This is a genomic window from Kutzneria buriramensis, from assembly GCF_003387475.1.
Taxonomy (GTDB): Bacteria; Actinomycetota; Actinomycetes; order Mycobacteriales; family Pseudonocardiaceae; genus Kutzneria; species Kutzneria buriramensis.
This window is the reverse complement of sequence record NZ_QUNO01000004.1, coordinates 380,757-401,649: the sequence shown is the minus strand read 5'-3', so window position 1 is coordinate 401,649 and position 20,893 is coordinate 380,757. Positions and strand designations below refer to the sequence as shown.

Below are 20,893 nucleotides of genomic sequence, written 5' to 3'. Positions count from 1 at the left end.
CGCCTCAGCCGAACTCGGGGGCCAGCGTCTCGGCGATCTCGTACGTGTTCAGCGCGGCACCCTTGCGCAGGTTGTCGCCGCACACGAAGAAGTCCAGCGTGTTCGGGAAATCCAGCGCCTGCCGCACCCGGCCGACGTAGGTCGGGTCCTCGCCGACGACGTCCGCGGGTGTCGGGAACTTCTTCTGCTCCGGCTCGTCCACGAGCACCACCGTGGGCTGCGCGGCGAACACCTTGTGCGCCTGCTCCACCGTCACCTCGCGCTCGAACACCGCGTGCACGGCCAGCGAGTGCGTGGTAATCACTGGGACGCGCACGCAGGTCGCGGAGACCTTGAGGTCCGGGATGCCCAGGATCTTGCGGGACTCGTTGCGGACCTTGAGCTCCTCGGACGTCCAGCCGTCGCCCTTGTAGGAACCGGCCCAGGGCACCACGTTCAGCGCGAGCGGGGCCGGGAACGGCGAGTCCTCGAAGCCCAGGCCCGCCGCGGCCAGCGCCTCGCGCACGTCGCCGGCCTTGACGCCGAGCTTCTGGCCGGCGACGGCCTCCAGCTCCGCGTACAGGCGGTCGATGCCGGGCGCGCCGGCGCCGGAAACGGCCTGGTACGAGGCGACGACGAGCTCCTTGAGGCCGAACTCGCGGTGCAGGGCGCCCAGCGCGGCCATCATGGACAGCGTCGTGCAGTTCGGGTTGGCGATGATGCCGCGCGGCCGCTCGGCGACCTTGTGCGCGTTCACCTCCGGCACCACCAGCGGCACGTCGTCGTCCATCCGGAACGCGCCGGAGTTGTCCACCGCGACCGCGCCGCGCTCGGCGGCGATCGGCGCCCACTCCGCCGAGATCTCGTCCGGCACGTCGAACATCGCGATGTCCACGCCGTCGAAGACCTCGGGCGCGAGCGCCCGCACGGTGATCTCCTCGCCGCGCACGGTCAGCTTCCGGCCGGCCGAGCGGGCCGACGCGATCAGCCGGATCTCGCCCCACGGCACGGTTTCCCGCGCGTTGATGATGTCGATCATGACGCTGCCGACCGCGCCGGTGGCACCCACCAGCGCGAGCACCGGTCGATTGCTCATCGCCCGCTCCCCGCGTAGACGACGGCCTCTTCTTCGCCGCCGAGTTCGAACGCATCGTGCAGGGCGCGGACCGCGTCATCCAACTGGGTATCGCGGCAGATCACCGAGATCCGGATCTCCGAGGTGGAGATGATCTCGATGTTCACGCCGGCGGTGGACAGCGCCTCGCAGAAGGTGGCGGTCACGCCGGGGTGCGAGCGCATGCCCGCGCCGATCAGCGACACCTTGCCCACGTGGTCGTCGTAGAGCACGCCGCTGTGGCCGATCTCCGGCTTGGCCTTCTCCAGCGCGGCCACCGCCTTCGGGCCGTCGGCCTTGGGCAGCGTGAACGTGATGTCGGTGCGGCCGGTGGCGACCTGGGAGACGTTCTGCACGACCATGTCGATGTCGACCTCGGCGTCGGCGACCACGCGGAAGATGCGCGCCGCGATGCCCGGGTGGTCCGGCACCGCCGTGACGGTGACCTTGGCCTCCGACCGGTCGTGCGCGACGCCGGTGATGATCGCCTGCTCCACGGGAAGGTCCTCCATCGACCCGGTCACCAGCGTGCCCGGCTTGTTGTTGAACGAGGAACGGACGCGCAGCGGCACCCCGTACCGGCGCGCGTACTCGACCGAGCGCAGGTGCAGCACCTTCGCGCCGGCCGCCGCCATCTCCAGCATCTCCTCGTAGGTGATCTGGGGCAGGTGCGCCGCGTCCCGCACGATGCGCGGGTCGGCGCTGAACACGCCGTCCACGTCGGTGTAGATCTCGCAGACGTCGGCCTTGAGCGCCGCGGCCAGCGCGACGGCGGTGGTGTCGGTGCCGCCGCGGCCGATCGTGGTGATCTCCTTGCTGTCCTGGCTGACGCCCTGGAAGCCGGCCACGATGGCGATCGCGCCGTCGGCCAGCGCGTCCTGGATCCGGCCCGGCGTGACGTCGATGATGCGCGCGTTGCCGTGCACCGCGGTGGTGATCACGCCGGCCTGCGAGCCGGTGTAGGACCGGGCCTCCGATCCCAAGGAGTGGATGGCCATGGCGACCAGCGACATCGAGATCCGCTCGCCGGCGGTCAGCAGCATGTCCAGCTCGCGGGCGGGCGGCACCGGCGCGACCTGCGCGGCCAGGTCCAGCAGCTCATCGGTGGAGTCGCCCATGGCCGAGACGGCCACGACGACGTCGTTGCCGGCCTTCTTGGTAGCGACGATCCGCTCGGCCACGCGTTTGATCCGGTCGGCACTTTCGAGTGAGGAGCCGCCGTACTTCTGCACGACCAGTGCCACTGATCGAACCTCCTCGCAGACCGGGCCAGAGCGTGTCGGGTCGCAGCGTACCCTCGGCAGCAGACCCGGTGGCCAGACGAAGGGATCGGGGTGTCAGCCATCACGACGGCCCGTCCCGAGGCCAGTTCCGCCACGTCGCGGCAGGTCGCGTACCTCACCGCGCCCGCACTGGTGTTCCTCGGGGTGCGCGCCGCGGGGCTGGCGATGCTCGCCTGGATGGCCGCACGCAACGGCCGGACGATCACCGCCGCGCTCACATCGTGGGACGGGCAGTGGTTCCTGGGGCTCGCGCAGGGCGGCTACAACATCGCCGGCGGCGGCCTCGTGGACGCCCACTTCCAGCACGACCAGACCAACCTGCTGGCCTTCTTCCCCGGCTACCCGGCGTTGATCAGCCTGTTCGCGCACCTGCCCGGGGTGACGTTGGTCGACGCCGCCTTCGCGGTGACCGTGCTGGCCGGTCTGGCCTGCTCGTACGGGCTGGTCCGGCTCGGCTCGCTGGTGCCCGGCGGGTCCCGCCGGCTCGGGCTCGTGCTGGCCGCGGTGTTCGCCGCCTCGCCGATGGCCGTGGTGCTGTCGATGACGTACTCCGAGGCGTTGTTCTGCGCGCTGGCCGTGTGGTCGCTGGTGTTCCTGCTGGAGCGGCGGTGGCTGTGGGCCGGGGTGCTGTGCCTGCTGTCCGGTCTGGTCCGGCCGACCGCCGCCGCCGTGATCGCCGCCATCGGCGTGGCGGCCGTGATCGCCATCGTGCGGCGCGAGGACGGCTGGCGGCCGTGGGTCGGGGCGCTGCTCTCGCCGCTCGGGCTCCTCGGGTACCTGGCGTGGGTCGGCGTGCGGACCGGGCAGTGGGACGGCTGGTTCGTGGTGCAGCAGCGGGGCTGGGGCTCAGAGTTCGACGGCGGCAAGGCCACCTTCAAGTTCGCCCTCGACGCCCTGGCCTCCGGCCGTTCGGTGCTCGAGGTCCTCACCGTCGGCCTGTGCGTCGCCGCCATCGCCCTGATCGTGCTGTGCGTCCGGCACCGCGTGCCGTGGCCGCTGATCGTGTACGGCGTCGCCGTCCTGGTCATGGACCTCGGTTCGAACGGCCTGATGAACTCCAAGGCCCGGCTCATGCTGCCGGCGTTCACGCTGCTCATCCCGCTGGCCATGGCCCTGGTCAAGCGGCGCAATCCGACCCAGTGGCTCACCCTGGCCTCGGTCGCCGCCATGAGCGCCTGGTTCGGCGCGTACTCGATCACCGCCTGGCCCTACGCTATCTGAGCATGCATCCCCTGATCAGCCAGCGCTGGAGCCCCCGGGCCCTGGATCCCGCCGCGAAGATCACCGACGAGCAGTTGGAGTCCCTGTTCGAGGCCGCCCGCTGGGCCGCCTCCAGCGGCAACACCCAGCCCGGCCGCTGGCTCGTCGGCCGCCGCGGCTCGTCGGCTTTCGACCGGATCTTCGCCGCCCTGCGACCCGGCAACCAGACATGGGCCGGCGCCGCGTCGGCGCTGATCGTCGGGTGCGTCGTGACCGAGGACGAGACCGGCCGGCCGATGCCCAAGCCCGACTACGTGCTGGGGCTCGCCGCTCAGAACCTGGTGCTCCAGGCCGTCGCCGAGGGCCTCGTCGCGCACCAGATGGGCGGCTTCTCGCCGGAGGACATCGCCTCGTCGTTCGGCCTTCCGTCGACGGCCCGGGCCGTCGTGGTGATCGCCGTGGGGGTGCTGGGCTCGACCGACCTACTGCCCGAGGACCTCGCCACCCGTGAAGTTGCCCCGCGAACCCGAAAGCCGTTGTCGGAGCTGGTTTTCACGGAAAATTGGGGCTCCCCAGCCTTCTGACCAGCCCCCACCCAACCCAGGGGGGCGACCCCAAGCCCAGTCTACCAGCGGAGACGCCTAGTCGATCTTGTTAGCGGGTCGCCTGTGGACAACTCAGCCGAGGCGGCGAACCAGCCGCACCACGATGCTGGTGACGATGAGCCAGAAGATCGCCGCGAGACCGTAGTTCGCCAGCACCCGCAGCCTGGCGTCGGCCGGCGTGAACAGGTCGCGGAAGGCCAGCGCCAGCGGGTCGGCCCAGGACCGGACGAACTCGGTGATCGGGTTGTCCGGGTTCGCGCCGAACACGGTGAGCAGCACGTGCGCGACGAGGATGACGGCGATGATGGTGCCGACCCAGCGCAGGACGGCGGCGACGATGCCGATCACCCTGCCGCGCGCGTGCGTCTCCGTCTGTTCCGCCATACGGGGCAGTCTGCCATGCCCGCCGGCCGGCGTCGATCAGCCGGCGCGGTAGAGCACCCGGGCGATGAGACCCGTCACGACCAGCCAGAACACCGCAGCCAGGCCGTAGTTCAAGATCACGTTCAGCGCGTCGCTACCGGTGGCGAACAGGCCGCGGAACCAGATCGCGAGCACGTCCGCCCACTGCGCGACGAACACCACCAACGGGTTGTTCGGGTTGGCCCCTAGCAGGCCGAACAGGATGTGGGCGACCAGGATGACCGCGATGATCGTTCCGATGACGCGAACTACCGTCCCGGCCGTCGCGCGACCGCCACGAACGTAGGTAGCCATGACCGACCTCACCTCGCTCGACACGTTTGCCACCCGATCGGGTGGCGTCGAGTGGTGAATACCCACCCCGCGTGATCGCTACACCGTCACCGCAGCACCCGGGCCACGATCCGGGTCACCAGCAGCCAGAACGCCGCCGCGAGCGCGTACGTGATGATCACACTGGCCGGCGCGCCGGCCGGCTTGACGATGCTGCCCCACCACAGGACCAGCAGGTCGGACCACACCTTGACCACGGAGAACAACACGTTGTCCGAGGTCGAGCCGGTCAGCACCAGCAGCATGCGGATGATCATGACCAGGCCGGTGAGCACGCCGAAGAGGTTGATCACCGTGGACAGCACGCCGGTCTTCTTGCCCCCTGACGCCATGGGTCCACCTAACCACAGCCCCTTGCTCCCCGATCGTGCCCAGCATGTGGGTCCCGGGTTTCACGATCCGGCGATAGCGGTTACGCTCCGCCCGTGCGTTTCGCCCTCCTGCTTCGCTGCCGTGGCGGGGTCTGATCCAGACCGGCCCCCCGTCGCGGAGTTGAGCGCTGCCGCCGGTCGAGTCATCCCGGTCAGCAGGAGTTCACATCCATGAGCGAGTCCAGCAAGATCCGCACGCCCTCCCGCCCCGCCTCGGCCGACCAGCCGGTATGGAACACCCAGCGCGACAGCTCGATGCCGACGCACCGCTACCGGCCGTTCCACGAGCTGGTCGAGGAGATCTCGGTACCCGACCGCACCTGGCCCGACAAACGGATCACCAAGGCGCCGCTGTGGTGCGCGGTCGACCTGCGCGACGGCAACCAGGCGCTGATCGACCCGATGTCGCCGGCCCGCAAGCGCAAGATGTTCGACCTGCTGGTCCGGATGGGCTTCAAGGAGATCGAGGTCGGTTTCCCGGCGGCCAGCCAGACCGACTTCGACTTCGTCCGCGAGATCATCACCGACGGCGCGATCCCGGATGACGTGACCATCCAGGTGCTCTCGCAATGCCGCCCCGAGCTGCTGGAGCGCACCTTCGAGTCGCTGCGCGGCGCCCGCAAGGCGATCGTGCACATCTACAACTCGACCTCGATCCTCCAGCGCCGCGTGGTGTTCCGTGAGGAGCGCGAGGGCATCAAGAAGATCGCCACCTCGGCCGCCGAGTACGTCGTCGAGCTGGCGGCGAAGCAGCCCGACACCGACTTCCGCTTCGAGTACTCGCCCGAGTCCTACACCGGCACGGAGCTGTCCTACGCCGTCGAGGTGTGCAACGCCGTCACCGAGATCCTGGGCGCCACCCCGGAGCGACCGGTGATCATCAACCTGCCGGCCACCGTCGAGATGGCCACGCCGAACGTGTACGCCGACTCCATCGAGTGGATGAACCGCCACCTGGAGCGCCGCGACTCGGTGATCCTGTCGCTGCACCCGCACAACGACCGCGGCACCGGCGTGGCCGCCGCCGAGCTGGGCTACCAGGCCGGCGCCGACCGCATCGAGGGCTGTCTGTTCGGCAACGGCGAACGCACCGGCAACGTCTGCCTGGTCACGCTGGCCATGAACCTGTTCAGCCAGGGCATCGACCCTCAGCTGGACCTGTCCGACATCGACGAGATCCGGCGCACCGTCGAGTACTGCAACCAGTTGCCGGTGCCCGAGCGCCACCCCTATGGCGGCGACCTGGTGTACACCGCGTTCTCCGGCAGCCACCAGGACGCGATCAACAAGGGCCTGGACGCGCTGAAGGCCGCCGCCGACCAGGCCGGCGTGCCGGTCGAGGACTTCCCGTGGGAGGTCCCGTACCTGCCGATCGACCCGAAGGACGTGGGCCGCACCTACGAGGCCGTGATCCGGGTCAACTCGCAGTCCGGCAAGGGTGGCGTCGCCTACGTGATGAAGACCGAGCACCAGCTCGATCTGCCGCGCCGGTTGCAGATCGAGTTCTCCAAGGTCATCCAGCGCGTCACCGACTCGCAGGGCGGCGAGGTGTCGCCGAAGCAGATGTGGGACGCCTTCGCCGGCGAGTACCTGGACCGGGTGACGCCGCTGGAGCTGGTCCGGCACCGCGTCGACGACGACGAGGAGGGCCACTACCGGATCACCGCCCAGGTCCGGGTGGAGGGCGACCAGCACGAGATCACCGGCGTCGGCAACGGCCCGCTCGCCGCGTTCGTGGACGCGCTGAGCACCGTCGGCTTCGACGTCCGGGTCATGGACTACGTCGAGCACGCGCTCACCGCCGGCGACGACGCCCGCGCCGCCTCCTACGTGGAGTGCGCCGTCGGCGACGCCGTGCTCTGGGGCGTGGCGGTGGACAGCTCCATCGTCGCCGCCTCGCTGCGTGCGGTGGTCTCCGCGGTCAACCGCACCTCGCGCTGACACGGTGAAAGGACCATTCCTGACGTTCGACGTCAGGAATGGTCCTTTCCAAACGTCGAGAAGTCAGTGGGACTCGTCGGCCGGGGCGGCCATGGCCTTGCCGGCGCGGTGTTTGACGTAGAGCGAGATGCCGGCGCCGGCGACGACGGCCACGCCGAGGCCGACCCAGGCGAAACCGCTCAGCCACTTCTCCGCCGCCTGCCCGACGAAGTGGATCAGCGCCGTTGTGCCGGTGGCCCACACGATGCCGCCGAGCGCGTTGGCGACCAGGAACTTCGGGTAGCGCATGTGCAGCGCGCCGGCCAGCGGACCGGCGAAGATCCGCAGCAACGCGATGAAGCGGCCGAGGAACACCGCCCACATGCCCCACTTGGCGAACGCCCGCTCGGCGGTGGCCAGGTGGCTGGGCCCGAAGTGCTTGGGGAACTTGCGGCCGAGCCACTCGAACAGCGGTTTGCCGCCCTTGCGGCCGATGGAGTAGCCGATCGAGTCGCCGATGATCGCGCCGGCGGTGGCCGCCACCGCGATGAACTCCCACTGCACCGCCGATGACGGGTGGATGGTCAGCAGGGTGGCGCTGACCAGGGCGATCTCACCCGGGATGGGGATGCCGAGGCTCTCGATCATCACGATCAGGCCGATCGTGACGTACACCGCGAGCGGTGGGATGGCCGCGATCCACTGGTCGATGTGCAAGGTCGTCGGTCCTTCCCCTGTCCGTACGTTGTGTCCAGTGTGCCCGATCGAACTCCGGCTGTCGGGCCGCTGTCGACTTCCTGAGGAGTCGATGTGATCTGGCATCACGCGGGCCGGGACGATGTTGACTGTGGACATGAGCGTTCCGGACAGTGTGGCGGCGGCGTTGGGACTGGTGTTCCTCGTCGGCTTCGTGCCGCTGCTGCCGACCGAGCCGGTGCTCATCTCGTGCGGGGTGCTGGCCGCGTCCGGCAAGCTCCCGCTGCAATGGGTGGTGATCACGGCCATCACCTCGTGTGTGCTGGCCGACCTCGTCAACTATGGCATCGGCCGACGGCTCGGACATCCGGCGATCGCGAAGTTCGCCCAGCGCCGGACGCCCGCGCTGGTGCTGGAGTGGATCAAGGACCGGCTGGCCCGCAACGCCGAGCCGATCCTGATCGGCGGCCGCTGGCTGCCCGGCGGCGGCACCATCGGCGCCGTGCTGTGCGGCTCGCTCCGCTTCCCGCTGCGCCGGTTCGCGATGGCGTCGACCATCGGCTGCACGCTCTGGTGCCTGTACGCGACGCTGCTCGGCTACCTCGGCGGTGAGCTCGCCGACGACGACATCCCGCTGGCGCTGGGCGTCTCGCTCGGCATCGCGGCCGTGCTCAGCCTGCCGGCCAGCATGTTCCTACGGGCCCAGCGGCGTCGTGCCCTCCCCGCAGAGACCGCCGTCGCCCTCGACATCGACGACGACCCCGATCTGGAGCCCGTCGCCGGCTGACTGGCCGTAGCCGACGAAATTGGCCACGGCCTCGTCCATCTGCCGCCGTGAGAGCAACGTCGGTTCGTGCCCGGTGCCGAGCACCTTGAGCGCCACCTCGCAGACCCATTCCAGGTAGCCGGCCCGCTGATACGCCTGCGCCAAGTCCACACCGGTCGTGACGGCCCCATGGTTGCCGAGCAGGCAGGCGCTTCGGTCACCCAGCGCGTCCACGAGCGCGGCGGCCAGCTCCGGCGAACCGAAGGCGCGATACGGCGCGACCAGCACCCGGCCGCCGAGCAGCGCCAGGTAGTAGTGCACAGCCGGCACCTCGTCCACGACCGCCGACAGCGCAGCGGCGGCTATGGAATGCGTGTGCACGACCGCCTTGGCATCGGTGTCGGCGTAGACCGCGAGGTGCATCGGCAGCTCGCTGGTCGGCTTCAGCGGCGCCTCGACGGCGGTGCCGTCCAGTTCGTGCACGCCGACCAGGTCCGGCGTCAGATCGCCGTAGTCCAGGCCGGTGGGCGTCACGGCCACGAGGTCGCCGACGCGGACGCTCACGTTGCCGGCGGTGCCGATGACGAGCCGGTCCTCGACCGCTCGCCGACACGTCTCGACAACCTGTCGCCTGGCGTCCGCGAGCAACATCAGGGCGCCGTCAGCACGATCGGGTCGTCCTCGGTGATCGCGATCGTGTGCTCGAAGTGCGCCGCCCGGCTGCCGTCCTCGGTGAGCAGTGTCCAGCCGTCGACGCCGGTCCAGTACGTGTCCTCGCCGCCGCCGGTGAACATCGGCTCGATCGCGATCACCAGGCCCGGGTGCAGCGTCAGGCCCTTGCCCGGCTCCCCTTCGTTGGGCACGTGGGGCAGCTCGTGCATGGCGTGGCCGACGCCGTGGCCGCCGTGGTCGGCGAGGATGCCGTAACCGGCGTTGCGGGCGATCGGCCCGATCGCGTGGCCGATGTCGCCGAGGGTGTTGCCCGGCCGGCAGACCTCGATCGCCGCTCGCAGCGCCCGCTCGGTGGCCTCCACCAGGGCCACGTCCTCCGGCTGCTGCCCGCCGATCAGCACGGTGATCGCCGCGTCTCCGTGCCAGCCGTCTACCTCGGCGCCGAAGTCGATGCTGAGCACGTCGCCGTCGCGAAGCCTGTAGTCGTTCGGAATGCCGTGCACCACCGCATCATTGACGCTCGTGCACAGGACCGCCGGATAAGGCGTCGGCGCGAAGCGCGGGTGGTAGTTCAGGAAGGACGAGCGGGCGCCCCGCTGCGCGAGGACCTCCGCCGCGACCGCGTCGAGTTCCCTGAGGCCGACGCCCACGACGGCTCGTTCCCGGACGGCCGCGAGCCCCGCGGCCACCACCGAGCCGGCCACCCTCATGGCCCTGATCTCGGCTTTTGTCTTCAGCTCGATCACACCAATAACTTTACCGGTATTACTATGACGGTTGTGGTGCGCGTCCCGCTGACCGAGTCCGAACGAGCCCGCGGCGAGCGGCTCGGCCGACTGCTGCGCACCGCGCGGGGCGGCCGCAGCATGGTCGACGTCGCGGCGGACGCCCGGATCTCGGTGGAGACCCTCCGCAAGATCGAGACCGGCCGCGTGCCGACGCCCGCGTTCTTCACCGTCGCCGCCGTCGCCGAGGCGGTCGGGCTGTCACTGGACGAGCTCGTCGATGCGACGGTCGAGCAGCTTCGCTGAGTCCTCCTCGGGCAGCGCCGCCTCCGTGATGCGGCGGAACGCCAGCTTGTAGGCGTCCACCTCGTCCGGCGCGTCCGCGTAGGAGGTGGCGGTCAGCCCCTCGGTGTAGACCGTGGTGAACGCCGGCACAGCCAGCGTGATCAGCGTGAACGCCATGCCGAGGGCCGCGTGCTCGCCGTGGTCGATGGGGATCACCCGGAACGTCACGTTCGGCCGGTCGACGAGCGCGCGCAGGTGCTCCAGCTGGTTTCTGAGCACCAGGCGTCCGCCGACCGGCCGCAACAGCGCCGGCTCCCCCACGACGACGTGCAGGTCCGGCGGCTGCACCGAGGTCAGCGGCCGCTGCGCCTCCACCCGTTCGCGCGCCTCCCGTCCCACGTCCGAGGGCGCCGTGCGCAGCGACGTCGACAGCAGCGCGTACGCGTAGTCCACGGTCTGCGTCAGTTCCGGCAGCAGTTGGTCCGCGTACGTCCTGACCTCCGACGCCTCGGCCACGAACGCCCGCAGCGTGCTCTCGCTGGGCGTCACCCGGGACGGCCGCTCGCGCGCCTTCACGCCGAAGAACCGGATCTTCTCGGCCTCGCCGGCCGGCACCCCGAAGAGCTCGAGCATGCGCTCCAGCTCGTCCTCCGGGATCTTGATGGCGCCCGCCTCGAGCCGGGCGATCTTGACGCTGCTGTACCAGCCCAGGGACTTCGTGGCCTGGGTCGGCGACATGCCGGCCTTCTCCCGGCAGCTCCGCAGGACCGCACCCAGCAGCTCGCGGTACGCCGCGACGGCGGCAGACCCCATCAGCACACCCCTCCGAACCACTCCGCGGCCACCCATCCTGCCCGTCGAGCCGGCCGCCACCCCCAACCCCACCCGATCGAGGGACATCTACTTGGTAGCTTGCCAACAACCATACCCACTAGATTGGGCTCCATGACCCCCAATCCCGCCCTCCGCACCCGCCTCCAGCAGGCGGCGTGCGACTACACACACCTGGCCGGCTGGCAGATCGTCCCGGGCTCGGTGTGGACCGGCAGCGAGTACACCCGCGGCCACACCGACCGCGCCGCCGGCGAATTCGAGCCCGTCTTCCCACGGCCGACCCGCGACGTCCGGCGCGTCCACTCGCTGTGGAAGATCGCGCCGTACTCCGTGCTCGCGCCCACCGGCACCGCGTTCGACGTCATCTCCGTGCCGCTCGTACTGGGCGTCGCCGCCACCCGTACCGGCCCCTTCCGACGGTCCCTCGCCCCGGCATCCCTGTCGCCCGACCGTGTCCGGTTCCTCGTGCTCCCCGGCTTCCCGCTCGCCCCCGACCTCCCCGGCGCCGAACTCTGCACCGCCGGCGAGTTCGTCCCCCTGCCACCCAGCCCCGTCCGCGGCGGCGCCCTCACCTGGTGGGTGTCCCCCATCGCCACCGACTGGGTCCCCGGCGACCCCCTCGCCGTCCAGGCCGCCCTGCGCCAAGCCGCCGCCGACCTCCGTCAGCCATGCTCGTACTGATCGCTCTCGGCGTTGTCCTTCTGGTTGCCGCCGTCCTCGTCCAGCCGCACGTCTTCGGCCCCAAACCCCAACACGCCGGCGCCCGCCACGGCGCCGCCCTCACCGTCGCCGACCTGCGCATCCGCCTCGCCTACGAGGCCGGCCAACGCTCCGTAGAGACCGGCCGCCACCAACTGGTGACCCACCGGCTCTGATCAACGCGAAATCCGGTTATAACCCAGCGTTGTCATCTTCCCCAGCAGCCCGTATTCCATTATGGCCAATGTAATGTAGATATACCGAGCCATCGGTCTCGCCACCCACCAGAGCGGGCTCGCCTTGAACCTCACACAACCACTTCGAGTGGTAGATCTCCTCCACCGAATCGAGTGGCATTACCCGCCGCCAAAGATCAGACTCGACGCCCAGAAAGGCCGACCAGCGAGTTGACCACGAAAGCCCCCGAACGATTGCACCCTCCCGACGGGACGGCATACCGCAAGGGCGCAATCAAGAGAACTAATTAGCGTCAACCCAGCTCAGGCCAGCCAGAATCTGCGAATACGTGAGACGACCGAGGAGGTAGTTGCACGCCTGATACTCAGAAGAGAACCGCTCCAACTCGTTCTTGTTGCCACGCTCGCCCCAGAACACTTCCCACGCGCCGTCGTCAGCCTCAACGACGCACCACGCATACTCCGCATACCCCTTGATGGCAACAAGAGTGTTCTCGATGCCAATTTCCGCGGTCGCTTCCTTGAGTTCTTCACGATTCACGGGGAACCTCCCTCAGCTAACCGGCGTTGACAAGGTCTTAGTCCACCTTGGTGACCAGGTCGGCACGGCCGATACCGACGAGCCATTCGGCGACCTTGGCGCTGCCGGCGACCCTGCCCATGTATTCGAGGCAGGCGTCCTGCTCGTCCGCGAACTCCGAGAGCTCGTTGCGGTTTCCGCGCTCCATCCAGAACACCCGCCACAACCCGTCATCGTCGTGGACGATGCCGAAGCACATCTCGGCTTCACCGATGACACACGCCCGATGCCAGCAGCCCATGGCAACCAGCACGGAACGCAGGGTGTCGACAGTCAGGACGGCCACGTTCAATTGGCAACCTTTTCCTCGGGCCAGACCACCGTGTCCACCTCGCGGAGGTTCTCGACGTCGGACTTGGCTATAAGGCCGGTGGCTACGAACCGCTCCTCGACGTCGAGACCCAGTTCGCGCGTCTTGGGCTCGCTCCCGCCGAGGTAGTACAGGAGCAGCCTGTCGCCTCGGCCGGCGGTCACCTTGAACGGCTCGCCACGATACTCGGCGAACCACTCGACGCGGTGCACACTGTCAACCTCGACGAGCGGCGTGTGCCGGATGTAGATGTTCGGCGCGACCTTCTCGAATCCCGTCAGCGGCGGATTGTCGTCGTACCAGTAGAGGTCGACGACATCCGGGTCTACGGTCATGGCGGTGCGGAACTGGCGGCCGCCGAGCAGCGAGTAGTACCGCTGCTCGTACAAATCTGTCATCGGTCGTCGTCCTCGAACTGGAACGCACCCCTCGTGATCTGAAGCAGCGTCATCCTGCCCAGCATCGTATAGCAGGCGTCAGACTCGGCATCGAAGATGGACTCGTCGAAGTTGCCACCGCGCTCGCGGTAGAACACGGCCCACTTTCCGTCCTCGCGGCGCACTATGCACCAGCGGTTGTCGGCGTTTTCACCGATCGAGACGTCATCCTCATCGATGCCGATGGTCTCAAGGAAATCGGGAAGGCTGTTCAGCGAGATAATCACGTGTGCTCCTGGCTAGATTTCCTTGAGATGACCGGAAAGGATCAGGTCAGCGACCGTGGTCGGCGAGAGATATTGGATGCCGCCGCCGGGCTGCCCCATTGCCGGCGCGATCTTGCCTGCCCACACCGGGATGTCCTTCATGACCTGATACTGATGGTAGCCGTCGTCAAGGTTCTGCGGCGGCAGCCCACGCTGCTCGTACGGCGTGCCCGCGGGCGACAGGAAACGCCCGTCGGCCTTGCCGAATCGATCGATCACGCTTCCTGACTCGATGACGGCGGGATGGCGCTCCTCCGGGCTGTCGAATCCATTGGGCTGCGTGTCGGCGTCCGGCCAGTGGTAGTCCTTGGGCTTTCCCGTGGCGGGATCGACTGCGGTGACGTAATCGTGCCGCCACTTCTGCTCGGCCTGCGGATCATCCGCGCTGTAGGGCCGCCACTGCGTGCCGGCATAACTGGTGGTGAGCCGCTGCACTTCGGGATCCGACGCCGGGCGGCCCGGCGTGTCGACGATGCCCTGACGGCGCGGGTCGAGTTGGGCTCGCTCGATCGCGGCGGAATCGACCAGGTCCGCCCGGGGATGCTTCAGTTGCCAACTGGGAATCGCGGTGCCGTCAGGGTTGCGCTGCTGGATACCGGTCTCGTCGAGGAACCTGACCTTGCTCCCGGACGGCGCCGGATCCCGCAGGTCGCCACGGGCCGACGGATGCAACGTGGCCGTGCCGGACGGAAGCTTCTCAGGTGCCCGAAACCCCTTGCCGCGGCCGACGGTGACCTTCTTGGTCGGCTTCGCACTGCCACCGGCAACGGGCTTGGCGGTCCTGTCCTTGCCGCCACCCCCGCTGCCGACGGAGGAGCCGACGCGTGAAGAGGCACCGGGCGGGTCGACCTTGCCCTTGACGCCGGGATGAGCCTTGCGCAGGCCCTTGGTGGCGGTGTCGTCGGCCTCCTCGAACAGGTCGGCGGTGGTACCGAGCCGGCCGCCGGCGGAGCCGGCGACCCGGCCGCCCTCCTTGAACACCGTGCCCGTGACCTCCACGCCGCGGCCCATCGCCTTGGCGACGACGGCGCCGATGCCGGAGCGGTCGCCGGAGGCGTGGGAGACGAGGTTCTGGCCAGTCTCCTCCAGCTTGGAGCCGCCCTGCTCGATCTTGCCGCCGAAGTCCTTGAGCTTCCCGCCGGACTTGCGCAGGTGGTCGGGGTGGATGTTGACCTTGCTCATGTCGGGATGCCCTGGTTGGTGGCGACGGACTCGGCGGTGCCGAGGGGATCGTTGACGACGCTGGAGACCATGCCTTCGACCTGGTCGACGGAGTCGCTGACGCCCTGGGTGAAGCCGCCGGCGCCGGCATTGGCGACGGCGCCGAGGTCGATGCCCTGGTGGGTGCCCAGCGCGTCGCCGACGAGTTGGGTGGCGAGCTCCTCTCCGGCGCTCTCCAGCGCGGCGAAGATGGGGCCCTCGACGACGGACAGCAGCTGCTGCTCGACGGTCTGGATGGCCTGCTTGATCGCCTGCTTGACGATCTGCTCGGTGAACTCGGTCTGCGCGACGGCCAGCGCCTCGGACGCGCCGAGCGTCTCGATGGCGGCGGCCTGGTCGGCGATCAGCTCGGCGGCGAGCACGACCAGCTGCACGATGGCGGCCAGCTTCATGCCCATGATCACGACGGCCGCTATGTCGAGGCCGGTGGCGAGCAGGTCCATACCCTCGCCGAGCTGCTGGAGGTGACCATCGGAGAGCTTCTTCCAGAGCGCCTCGAAGATCTCCAGCGACTCGGCCGAGTTGACGCCGAGCATCTCCTCGATCTCGGACTTGGCGTCACCGTTGTTGCCGGACAGCTCGCCGCCGAGCTGACGCAGCTGGTCGGCGGCCGATCTCAACTCGTCCTCGTCGATGTTGGGCCACTCGACGCCGATCAGGTCCAGCACCCAGGTGACCTCGGAAGGCAGGGTGACGCCCATGAGCTATCACCACGACCCTTCGTTGAGCACGGAGCCGCCGTCGTCATCGTCGTCATCACGGCGAGCGGCGGGCCGCTGGGTCGGTGCGGGGCGCGCCGGCGGAGCGGGCGGGGGCGGGCTGTACGCGGGCGGCGCGGGCTGACGCCACTGGTCGGCCTGGTCGCCGGGGTCGGTGGCGGTCCGGGGCACGGCGGGCGTGCTGAGCTGCCCGGCGTCCATGCCGACGGCGCTGCCGGCGGCGGCGAGCACGTTGGCGCTCTGCGCGCGAACCGGTGCCAGGGTCTCGCTGACCTTGGCGCGGGCCTTTGCTGCGGCAGCCTGGATGGTGGCGACGACGGTCTGCGCCAGCTTGTCGGGGGTGGTGCGGTCGAACGCGGTGGGCGCGAACTTCAGCGACGTGACGACGCCCGTGGCGTCCACGGCGACCTGCACGCTGCCGTCCCGCGACGTCGCCTCGCCGGTGCTCGACAGGGCCTGCTGCTGCGCCTGCTTCACGGCGGCCATCTGGGCGCGCAGCCCGGCCAGCGCGCCGTCGGCCTGTTGCCGCAGCTCGGCGACCTTGGCCACGCGCTGTTCAGGACTCAGGTCCGGATCGGTCATCACCAACACCTCTCACGTCGGGCCCTACGACGCCGGTCGCGCGCGACCGGTTCCCGTCCGGCCGTGACCGGACCGCACGCGCACATCTTCGATGCCGGCCCCGCCGCAAACCAGTCGGGGGGTGTGACCAGCGCGAGTGGCGCCCGGTAGTCGATTCGCCGTGCACGTGCCGGTGCCTACTTGTCGCAATAGGGCGGGAACCCGACGGCCGTCGCGCCGACGGCGTGCACAATCTGTACTTGCAGCGTTCGCCAGGGAAGAAGGGGTGCGACCGGGTTGGCCGTGGAGTTCCGGATCCTCGGGCCACTGGAGGTCGTCGTGGACGGCCAGGTGGCGCCGATCGGCGCTGCCAAACACCGCACCCTGCTCGCCTGCCTGCTCCTTCGGGCCAACCGCGTCGTCTCGGTGGACGAGCTGGTGGACCGCATCTGGGACGGTGACACCCCGCACCGGTCCAAGGCGACGCTCCAGACGTACGTGATGCGCCTGCGGCAGGTGCTGGGCGACCCGTCGGTGATCCGCACCGCACCGGACGGCTACCTGATCTCGGTCGACGCCGACCACCTGGACCTGCTGCGATTCACCGACCTGGCCGCCGCGGCGCAGTCGACGCTGGCCACCGGGGACCTGCCGACCGCAGCGGAGCTGTACGGCCAGGCGCTGGCCCTGTGGCGCGGCCAGCCGCTGGTGGACGTGCCCTCGGACGTGCTGCATCGCGAGGAGATCCAGCGCCTGGTCGAGCGGCGGCTGGAGGTGCTGGAGCGCCGCATCGAAGTGGAGCTGAGCCTGGGCCGGCACACGGACCTGATCCCGATGCTGCGCGCGGTAACGGGCGAGCACCCGTTTCAGGAGCGGTTCTGGGGCCAGCTGATGCTGGCGCTGCACCGCTCGGGCCGCCAGGTGGAGGCGCTGGAGGCGTTCCGCCAGATCAGCCGGCTGCTGGCGGAGGAGCTGGGGGTGGGCCCCGGCGAGCGGCTGCGGGCGCTGCACCAGGCGGTGCTGCGCGACGACCCGGGCCTGGCGCCGCCGGAGCGGTCGCCGCGCCCGCCGTCGAAGGCGGTGCCCTCGGAACTGCCCGCCGACCTGGTGGACTTCGTCGGACGGCAGGAGGTGTCGGACCGGATCGCGCACCGGCTGCTGGCCGGCAATACGAACACCGCGGTGCCGCTGGTGACGCTGTCGGGGCCGCCCGGCATCGGCAAGACGGCGCTGGCGATCCACGTCGCGCACCAGGTGAGCGGCCATTTCCCCGGCGGTCAGCTGTACGTGAATCTGCGTGGCTACGCCCCGGGCCCGCCGATGAGCACGGTGGACGCGCTGACCAGGTTCCTGCGCGCGCTGGGGGTTCCGCCGTCGCAGATCCCGCTGGACGTCGAGGAGCAGATCACGCTCTACCGGTCGTGCATGGCGGGCCGGCAGGTGCTTGTGGTGCTGGACAACGCGGCGGCGGCCGAGCAGGTGCGCCCGCTGCTGCCGGGCAGCCCCGGCTGTGCGGTGCTGGTGACGAGCCGCGACACGCTGCTGGGGCTCACGGCGTTGCAGGGCGCGCGGCCGGTCGGCCTGGACGCGCTCACGCCGGACGAGGCGACGGGCCTGCTCGGCAAGATGCTCGGCGCCGAGGCCGTCAACGCCGAGCCGGAGGCGGTGGTGGAGCTTGCGCAGTTGTGCGCCAACCTGCCGCTCGCGCTGCGGATCGCGGCGGCGAACCTGGCGAACCGGCCGGGTGTGGCGAACTACGTGGCGCAGCTGAGGCAGGGCAACCGGCTGGACGCGCTGGTGGTGGACGGCGACGACGAGGCGGCCGTGCACACGGCGTTCGACCTGTCGTATCACGCGTTGAAGCCGGCGGCGCGGCAGCTGTTCCGGCTGCTGGGCCTGATCCCCGGCCCGGACTTCACGGCTGAGGCGGCCGCGGCGGTGGCCTCGCTGCGGCTGGACGAGTCGCAGCGGCTGCTGGACCGCCTCGCGGCGGCCAACCTCGTGCAGCAGCACTCGCCGGGCCGCTACCAGCTGCACGACCTGCTCCGTCTGTACGCCGAGCTGCGCACGAACGTCGAGGAGAACCCCGGCTCGAAGGTGATCGCCCGGTCCAATCTGGCCGCGTACTACCACCAGGCGTCGGCGGCGGCGTCGAACGCGCTGGCCCCGGGCAGCGTGCGGCTGCCGGTCCCGGGCGCCGGCTTCGTCGTGACGACGCCGCGGTTCGGCGACCACTTCGAGGCGCTGGCGTGGCTGGACGCGGAGCGGGCGAACCTGATCGCGGCGGTGGCGCAGGCGGAGGAGACGGGCCCGCTGCCGGCGGCCTGGGGCCTGGCCGACGCGCTGCACCGGTACTTCCGCGGCTACCGGCCCGGCGACGAGGGCGAGGCGACCGCCAGGATCGGCCTCACCGCGGCGCTGCGGTCCGGCGACCGGCGAGCGGAAGCCGTTATGCGTCAGGCACTTGGCGCGCTGGCGTGGGATTCGAGCCACTACGAGGAGGCCATCGACCAGCTGTCGCTGGCGCTGGCCTACTACCGCGAGATGGGTCCGGACGAGGCCCTCATCGAGGCGCTGACCGACCTCGGCGGCGTGTACGGCGAGACCGGGGACCTGCCGCTGGCAGCGGCGTGTTTCGAGCAGGCGCTCGACGTGGCGGACAAGGTCGACCTGCCGGGCGGCCGGGCCACCGCGCTGTCCAAGCTCGGCACGCTGAAGATGGCGTGGTTGGAGTACGACGAGGCGGTGGCGCTGTACGAGCGCGCGCTGGTCGGATTCCGGGCGCTGAACCGCCGGTACGACGAGGCGTCGGTGCTGACCAATCTCGGCCTGACCTACCTGGAGACGGGGCAGCCCGACAAGGCGTTGCCGCACCTGCACGCGGCGCTGGACCTGCGTACGGAGCTGGGCTCGATGAACGGCCGCAGCAACCTGCTGGACAACATCGCCATGGTGTACCTGGAGCTGGAGGACCTGGCGCAGGCCGAGGAGTACGCGGCGAGCGCGGTCGCGCAGGCCAGTCAGACCGGCTCCCGTCGCGGCGAGGCGACCGCGCTGGGCACGCTGTCCGAGGTCGCGTTCCGACGCGGCGACCGGGACGGCGCCGTGCGGCAGCTGGACCAGGCGATGCGTATCGCCCAGGAGATCGACAACCGGGTCCTCGAAGCCGGCGTGCTGATCGCGCAGTCCAGGCTGCACCGGCGGATGGGCAACGGGAAACACGCGGTGGAGCTGGCCCGGCAGGCACTCGCGATGGTCGAGTCGGTGGTGGACCCGCTGCTGCTCAAGCAGGCGCAGGAGGCCTTGGCGCTAGCGCTGGACGATTAGGTCGGCCCGCGCCCGCGTGCCGTCCACCTGGAACCAGCCGCGCTCGAATTCCTTCCACCGCAACAGATCCGCGCGGCTGGCCTCGCCGTCACGCGCGACCGCCCGCTCCAGCGCATCGTCGGCCTCAACCCAGACCAGGCGGGACAGCCACGGCATCGCCGCCCGGCGCCCGGCGGAAACCCCTTCCACGACAAGGACTTCCGTCGGCTCGACGATCACCTCGGCGCCCAGCGCGGGCACACCGCCCGTCCACTCCATGCGCCGGTACCGTCCCGGTTCGCCGCGCAGCAGCGGCCGGATCACGCCGTCCACCAGCCGCGGCCACCACGCGACCGGGTCGTCCCAGGTGGCGAAGTGGTCGGTCGGCACGGTCGGCAGGCCGAGCGTCGCCGCGTACTCGGACTTGCCCGCGCCGGACGGCCCGTCGATCGCGATGATCCTCACACGGTCCGGCGGCCGGACAGGGCCCGGCCGAGCGTCAGCTCGTCGGCGAACTCCAGGTCGCCGCCCATCGGCAGGCCCGAGGCCAGCCGGGTGACGGTGAGCCCGGGGAAGTCGCGCAGCAGGCGGACCAGGTAGGTCGCGGTCGCCTCGCCCTCGGTGTTCGGGTCGGTGGCGAGGATGATCTCCTTGATGTCGTCCGCGCCCATCCGGGCCAGCAGCTCGCGGATGCGCAGCTGGTCCGGTCCGATGCCGGACAACGGGTCGAGCGCGCCGCCGAGCACGTGGTAGCGGCCCTTGAACTCGCGGGTCTTCTCCACCGCGACGACGTCCTTGGGCTCCTCGACGACGCACACCACGGTCGCGTCGCGGCGCGAGTCCTTGCAGATGCGGCAGGTCTGCTCCTCGGAGACGTTGCCGCAGATCTGGCAGAACTGCACCCCTTCGCGCACCTTCTGGAGCGCGTCCTGGAGCCGCCCGATGTCCGCCGGTTCGGCGGCCAGCAGGTGGAAGGCGATGCGCTGGGCGCTCTTCGGACCGACGCCGGGCAGTCGGCCCAGCTCGTCGATCAGGTCCTGGACCGGTCCCTCGTACACCGTCAGAACCCGGGCAGGCTCAGGCCGCCGAGGTCGAACCCGCCGCCGAGGCCACCGGCCAGCGGACCCATCTTCTGCGCGGCCAGCTCCTGGGCGTTGGTGTTGGCGTCCCGGACGGCCGCGACGATCAGGTCGGACAGCGTCTCGACGTCGTCGGGGTCGACCACCTTGGGATCGATGCTCAGCGCCGTGAGCTCGCCGGCGCCGGTGACGGTCGCGGTCACCAGGCCGCCGCCCGCGGTGCCGGTGACCTCCGCGGCCGCCAGCTCCTGCTGGGCGTTCACCAGCTGCTGCTGCATCTGCTGGGCCTGTTGCAGGATCTGCTGCATGTTG

At 70.1% G+C, this 20,893-nt stretch carries 27 protein-coding genes; 7 read left to right on the top strand and 20 right to left on the bottom strand.

The window, feature by feature from the left end; translation table 11 throughout:
• Window positions 1-4 precede the first annotated feature (4 nt).
• Window positions 5-1,075, bottom strand: a complete 1,071-nt coding sequence (locus BCF44_RS13960) for an aspartate-semialdehyde dehydrogenase (protein ID WP_116174652.1) — start codon at window positions 1,073-1,075, stop codon at window positions 5-7.
• On the bottom strand, window positions 1,072-2,337 hold the full coding sequence (locus tag BCF44_RS13955) for an aspartate kinase (protein ID WP_116174651.1): 1,266 nt from the start codon (window positions 2,335-2,337) through the stop codon (window positions 1,072-1,074). Before BCF44_RS13955 ends, BCF44_RS13960 begins: the two co-directional genes overlap by 4 nt.
• Window positions 2,338-2,427: 90 nt before the next feature.
• Between BCF44_RS13955 and BCF44_RS13950 the strand changes: the two genes are divergently transcribed.
• Window positions 2,428-3,597 (top strand): hypothetical protein, encoded by a 1,170-nt coding sequence (locus tag BCF44_RS13950; protein WP_246015015.1) that lies wholly within the window; start codon window positions 2,428-2,430, stop codon window positions 3,595-3,597.
• A 2-nt stretch (window positions 3,598-3,599) separates the two neighbouring features.
• On the top strand, window positions 3,600-4,160 hold the full coding sequence (locus tag BCF44_RS13945; protein WP_116174650.1) for a nitroreductase family protein: 561 nt from the start codon (window positions 3,600-3,602) through the stop codon (window positions 4,158-4,160).
• Window positions 4,161-4,253: 93 nt separating this feature from the next.
• On the opposite strand, the gene BCF44_RS13940 is transcribed toward BCF44_RS13945, so the two are convergent.
• The 3 genes from BCF44_RS13940 to BCF44_RS13930 all read right to left on the bottom strand — a co-directional run bounded on the left by BCF44_RS13940 (window position 4,254) and on the right by BCF44_RS13930 (window position 5,269).
• Window positions 4,254-4,565, bottom strand: coding sequence for a YggT family protein (locus BCF44_RS13940; RefSeq protein ID WP_116174649.1), 312 nt, complete (start codon window positions 4,563-4,565; stop codon window positions 4,254-4,256).
• 36 nt (window positions 4,566-4,601) lie between these two features.
• The gene (locus tag BCF44_RS13935; RefSeq protein WP_116174648.1) at window positions 4,602-4,898 is read right to left on the bottom strand and encodes a hypothetical protein; all 297 of its coding nucleotides are present in this window, start codon (window positions 4,896-4,898) and stop codon (window positions 4,602-4,604) included.
• A gap of 86 nt (window positions 4,899-4,984) precedes the next feature.
• Complete coding sequence (locus BCF44_RS13930) at window positions 4,985-5,269, bottom strand: hypothetical protein (RefSeq protein WP_116174647.1); 285 nt, start codon at window positions 5,267-5,269, stop codon at window positions 4,985-4,987.
• 210 nt (window positions 5,270-5,479) lie between these two features.
• Between BCF44_RS13930 and leuA the strand changes: the two genes are divergently transcribed.
• The gene (gene leuA, locus BCF44_RS13925; protein ID WP_116174646.1) at window positions 5,480-7,249 is read left to right on the top strand and encodes a 2-isopropylmalate synthase; all 1,770 of its coding nucleotides are present in this window, start codon (window positions 5,480-5,482) and stop codon (window positions 7,247-7,249) included.
• Window positions 7,250-7,312: 63 nt separating this feature from the next.
• Here leuA and BCF44_RS13920 read toward each other — a convergent pair whose 3' ends face one another.
• Complete coding sequence (locus tag BCF44_RS13920; RefSeq protein ID WP_116174645.1) at window positions 7,313-7,945, bottom strand: DedA family protein; 633 nt, start codon at window positions 7,943-7,945, stop codon at window positions 7,313-7,315.
• A 136-nt stretch (window positions 7,946-8,081) separates the two neighbouring features.
• Here BCF44_RS13920 and BCF44_RS13915 point away from each other — a divergent pair, with 136 nt between their 5' ends.
• On the top strand, window positions 8,082-8,711 hold the full coding sequence (locus BCF44_RS13915) for a DedA family protein (protein WP_170217524.1): 630 nt from the start codon (window positions 8,082-8,084) through the stop codon (window positions 8,709-8,711).
• On the opposite strand, the gene BCF44_RS13910 is transcribed toward BCF44_RS13915, so the two are convergent.
• Complete coding sequence (locus BCF44_RS13910) at window positions 8,619-9,341, bottom strand: class II aldolase/adducin family protein (RefSeq protein WP_116174643.1); 723 nt, start codon at window positions 9,339-9,341, stop codon at window positions 8,619-8,621. The two genes, BCF44_RS13915 and BCF44_RS13910, sit on opposite strands and share 93 nt — an antisense overlap.
• Window positions 9,341-10,108, bottom strand: coding sequence for a type I methionyl aminopeptidase (gene map / locus BCF44_RS13905; RefSeq protein ID WP_116174642.1), 768 nt, complete (start codon window positions 10,106-10,108; stop codon window positions 9,341-9,343). The genes BCF44_RS13910 and map overlap by 1 nt, the downstream gene beginning before the upstream one ends.
• Before the next feature lie 33 nt (window positions 10,109-10,141).
• Between map and BCF44_RS13900 the strand changes: the two genes are divergently transcribed.
• On the top strand, window positions 10,142-10,393 hold the full coding sequence (locus tag BCF44_RS13900) for a helix-turn-helix domain-containing protein (protein ID WP_116174928.1): 252 nt from the start codon (window positions 10,142-10,144) through the stop codon (window positions 10,391-10,393).
• On the opposite strand, the gene BCF44_RS13895 is transcribed toward BCF44_RS13900, so the two are convergent.
• Window positions 10,349-11,185, bottom strand: a complete 837-nt coding sequence (locus BCF44_RS13895) for a helix-turn-helix domain-containing protein (RefSeq protein WP_170217523.1) — start codon at window positions 11,183-11,185, stop codon at window positions 10,349-10,351. The two genes, BCF44_RS13900 and BCF44_RS13895, sit on opposite strands and share 45 nt — an antisense overlap.
• 132 nt (window positions 11,186-11,317) lie before the next feature.
• On the opposite strand from BCF44_RS13895, the gene BCF44_RS13890 reads away from it, so the two are divergent.
• Entirely contained in the window at window positions 11,318-11,887 is a 570-nt protein-coding gene (locus BCF44_RS13890; RefSeq protein WP_116174640.1) for a hypothetical protein, read from the top strand.
• Here the strand turns inward: BCF44_RS13890 and BCF44_RS13885 are convergent.
• The 8 genes from BCF44_RS13885 to BCF44_RS13850 form a co-directional block, all read right to left on the bottom strand.
• Entirely contained in the window at window positions 11,869-12,072 is a 204-nt protein-coding gene (locus BCF44_RS13885; protein ID WP_116174639.1) for a hypothetical protein, read from the bottom strand. The two genes, BCF44_RS13890 and BCF44_RS13885, sit on opposite strands and share 19 nt — an antisense overlap.
• A 313-nt stretch (window positions 12,073-12,385) precedes the next feature.
• Complete coding sequence (locus BCF44_RS13880) at window positions 12,386-12,643, bottom strand: hypothetical protein (protein ID WP_116174638.1); 258 nt, start codon at window positions 12,641-12,643, stop codon at window positions 12,386-12,388.
• A 37-nt stretch (window positions 12,644-12,680) separates the two neighbouring features.
• On the bottom strand, window positions 12,681-12,968 hold the full coding sequence (locus BCF44_RS13875; protein ID WP_116174637.1) for a hypothetical protein: 288 nt from the start codon (window positions 12,966-12,968) through the stop codon (window positions 12,681-12,683).
• Between the two features lie 2 nt (window positions 12,969-12,970).
• Window positions 12,971-13,390, bottom strand: a complete 420-nt coding sequence (locus tag BCF44_RS13870) for a hypothetical protein (RefSeq protein WP_147328489.1) — start codon at window positions 13,388-13,390, stop codon at window positions 12,971-12,973.
• Window positions 13,387-13,656: a hypothetical protein gene (locus tag BCF44_RS13865; RefSeq protein ID WP_116174635.1), complete on the bottom strand. Its 270-nt coding sequence runs from the start codon at window positions 13,654-13,656 to the stop codon at window positions 13,387-13,389. The genes BCF44_RS13870 and BCF44_RS13865 overlap by 4 nt, the downstream gene beginning before the upstream one ends.
• Window positions 13,657-13,668: 12 nt before the next feature.
• Window positions 13,669-14,877, bottom strand: coding sequence for a TNT domain-containing protein (locus BCF44_RS13860; RefSeq protein ID WP_116174634.1), 1,209 nt, complete (start codon window positions 14,875-14,877; stop codon window positions 13,669-13,671).
• Window positions 14,874-15,617: a WXG100-like domain-containing protein gene (locus tag BCF44_RS13855; RefSeq protein ID WP_116174633.1), complete on the bottom strand. Its 744-nt coding sequence runs from the start codon at window positions 15,615-15,617 to the stop codon at window positions 14,874-14,876. Before BCF44_RS13855 ends, BCF44_RS13860 begins: the two co-directional genes overlap by 4 nt.
• Window positions 15,618-15,623: 6 nt before the next feature.
• Window positions 15,624-16,217, bottom strand: a complete 594-nt coding sequence (locus tag BCF44_RS13850; protein WP_147328488.1) for a YbaB/EbfC family nucleoid-associated protein — start codon at window positions 16,215-16,217, stop codon at window positions 15,624-15,626.
• A 282-nt stretch (window positions 16,218-16,499) separates the two neighbouring features.
• On the opposite strand from BCF44_RS13850, the gene BCF44_RS58500 reads away from it, so the two are divergent.
• Complete coding sequence (locus tag BCF44_RS58500; RefSeq protein ID WP_281283109.1) at window positions 16,500-19,523, top strand: AfsR/SARP family transcriptional regulator; 3,024 nt, start codon at window positions 16,500-16,502, stop codon at window positions 19,521-19,523.
• Here the strand turns inward: BCF44_RS58500 and BCF44_RS13840 are convergent.
• The 3 genes from BCF44_RS13840 to BCF44_RS13830 are packed head-to-tail and all read right to left on the bottom strand — an operon-like array spanning window position 19,506 to window position 20,889.
• Window positions 19,506-19,967 carry a uridine kinase family protein gene (locus BCF44_RS13840; RefSeq protein WP_116174630.1) on the bottom strand — a complete coding sequence of 154 codons (462 nt, stop codon included), beginning with the start codon at window positions 19,965-19,967 and terminating at the stop codon, window positions 19,506-19,508. The genes BCF44_RS58500 and BCF44_RS13840 overlap by 18 nt on opposite strands.
• Window positions 19,964-20,560: a recombination mediator RecR gene (gene recR / locus BCF44_RS13835; protein ID WP_116174629.1), complete on the bottom strand. Its 597-nt coding sequence runs from the start codon at window positions 20,558-20,560 to the stop codon at window positions 19,964-19,966. Before recR ends, BCF44_RS13840 begins: the two co-directional genes overlap by 4 nt.
• A 2-nt stretch (window positions 20,561-20,562) precedes the next feature.
• On the bottom strand, window positions 20,563-20,889 hold the full coding sequence (locus BCF44_RS13830) for a YbaB/EbfC family nucleoid-associated protein (RefSeq protein ID WP_116174927.1): 327 nt from the start codon (window positions 20,887-20,889) through the stop codon (window positions 20,563-20,565).
• Between the last annotated feature and the right edge of the window lie 4 nt (window positions 20,890-20,893).

Excerpts from the sequence above, each read along its gene's own strand:
- BCF44_RS13960 (WP_116174652.1), bottom strand. The coding sequence starts at position 1,075 with ATGAGCAATCGACCGGTGCTCGCGCTGGTGGGTGCCACCGGCGCGGTC.
- BCF44_RS13945 (WP_116174650.1), top strand. The coding sequence starts at position 3,600 with ATGCATCCCCTGATCAGCCAGCGCTGGAGCCCCCGGGCCCTGGATCCC.
- BCF44_RS13940 (WP_116174649.1), bottom strand. The coding sequence starts at position 4,565 with ATGGCGGAACAGACGGAGACGCACGCGCGCGGCAGGGTGATCGGCATC.
- BCF44_RS13935 (WP_116174648.1), bottom strand. The coding sequence starts at position 4,898 with ATGGCTACCTACGTTCGTGGCGGTCGCGCGACGGCCGGGACGGTAGTT.
- BCF44_RS13930 (WP_116174647.1), bottom strand. The coding sequence starts at position 5,269 with ATGGCGTCAGGGGGCAAGAAGACCGGCGTGCTGTCCACGGTGATCAAC.
- leuA (WP_116174646.1), top strand. The coding sequence starts at position 5,480 with ATGAGCGAGTCCAGCAAGATCCGCACGCCCTCCCGCCCCGCCTCGGCC.
- BCF44_RS13915 (WP_170217524.1), top strand. The coding sequence starts at position 8,082 with ATGAGCGTTCCGGACAGTGTGGCGGCGGCGTTGGGACTGGTGTTCCTC.
- BCF44_RS13910 (WP_116174643.1), bottom strand. The coding sequence starts at position 9,341 with ATGTTGCTCGCGGACGCCAGGCGACAGGTTGTCGAGACGTGTCGGCGA.
- BCF44_RS13895 (WP_170217523.1), bottom strand. The coding sequence starts at position 11,185 with ATGGGGTCTGCCGCCGTCGCGGCGTACCGCGAGCTGCTGGGTGCGGTC.
- BCF44_RS13890 (WP_116174640.1), top strand. The coding sequence starts at position 11,318 with ATGACCCCCAATCCCGCCCTCCGCACCCGCCTCCAGCAGGCGGCGTGC.
- BCF44_RS13870 (WP_147328489.1), bottom strand. The coding sequence starts at position 13,390 with ATGACAGATTTGTACGAGCAGCGGTACTACTCGCTGCTCGGCGGCCGC.
- BCF44_RS13860 (WP_116174634.1), bottom strand. The coding sequence starts at position 14,877 with ATGAGCAAGGTCAACATCCACCCCGACCACCTGCGCAAGTCCGGCGGG.
- BCF44_RS13855 (WP_116174633.1), bottom strand. The coding sequence starts at position 15,617 with ATGGGCGTCACCCTGCCTTCCGAGGTCACCTGGGTGCTGGACCTGATC.
- BCF44_RS13850 (WP_147328488.1), bottom strand. The coding sequence starts at position 16,217 with ATGACCGATCCGGACCTGAGTCCTGAACAGCGCGTGGCCAAGGTCGCC.
- BCF44_RS13830 (WP_116174927.1), bottom strand. The coding sequence starts at position 20,889 with ATGCAGCAGATCCTGCAACAGGCCCAGCAGATGCAGCAGCAGCTGGTG.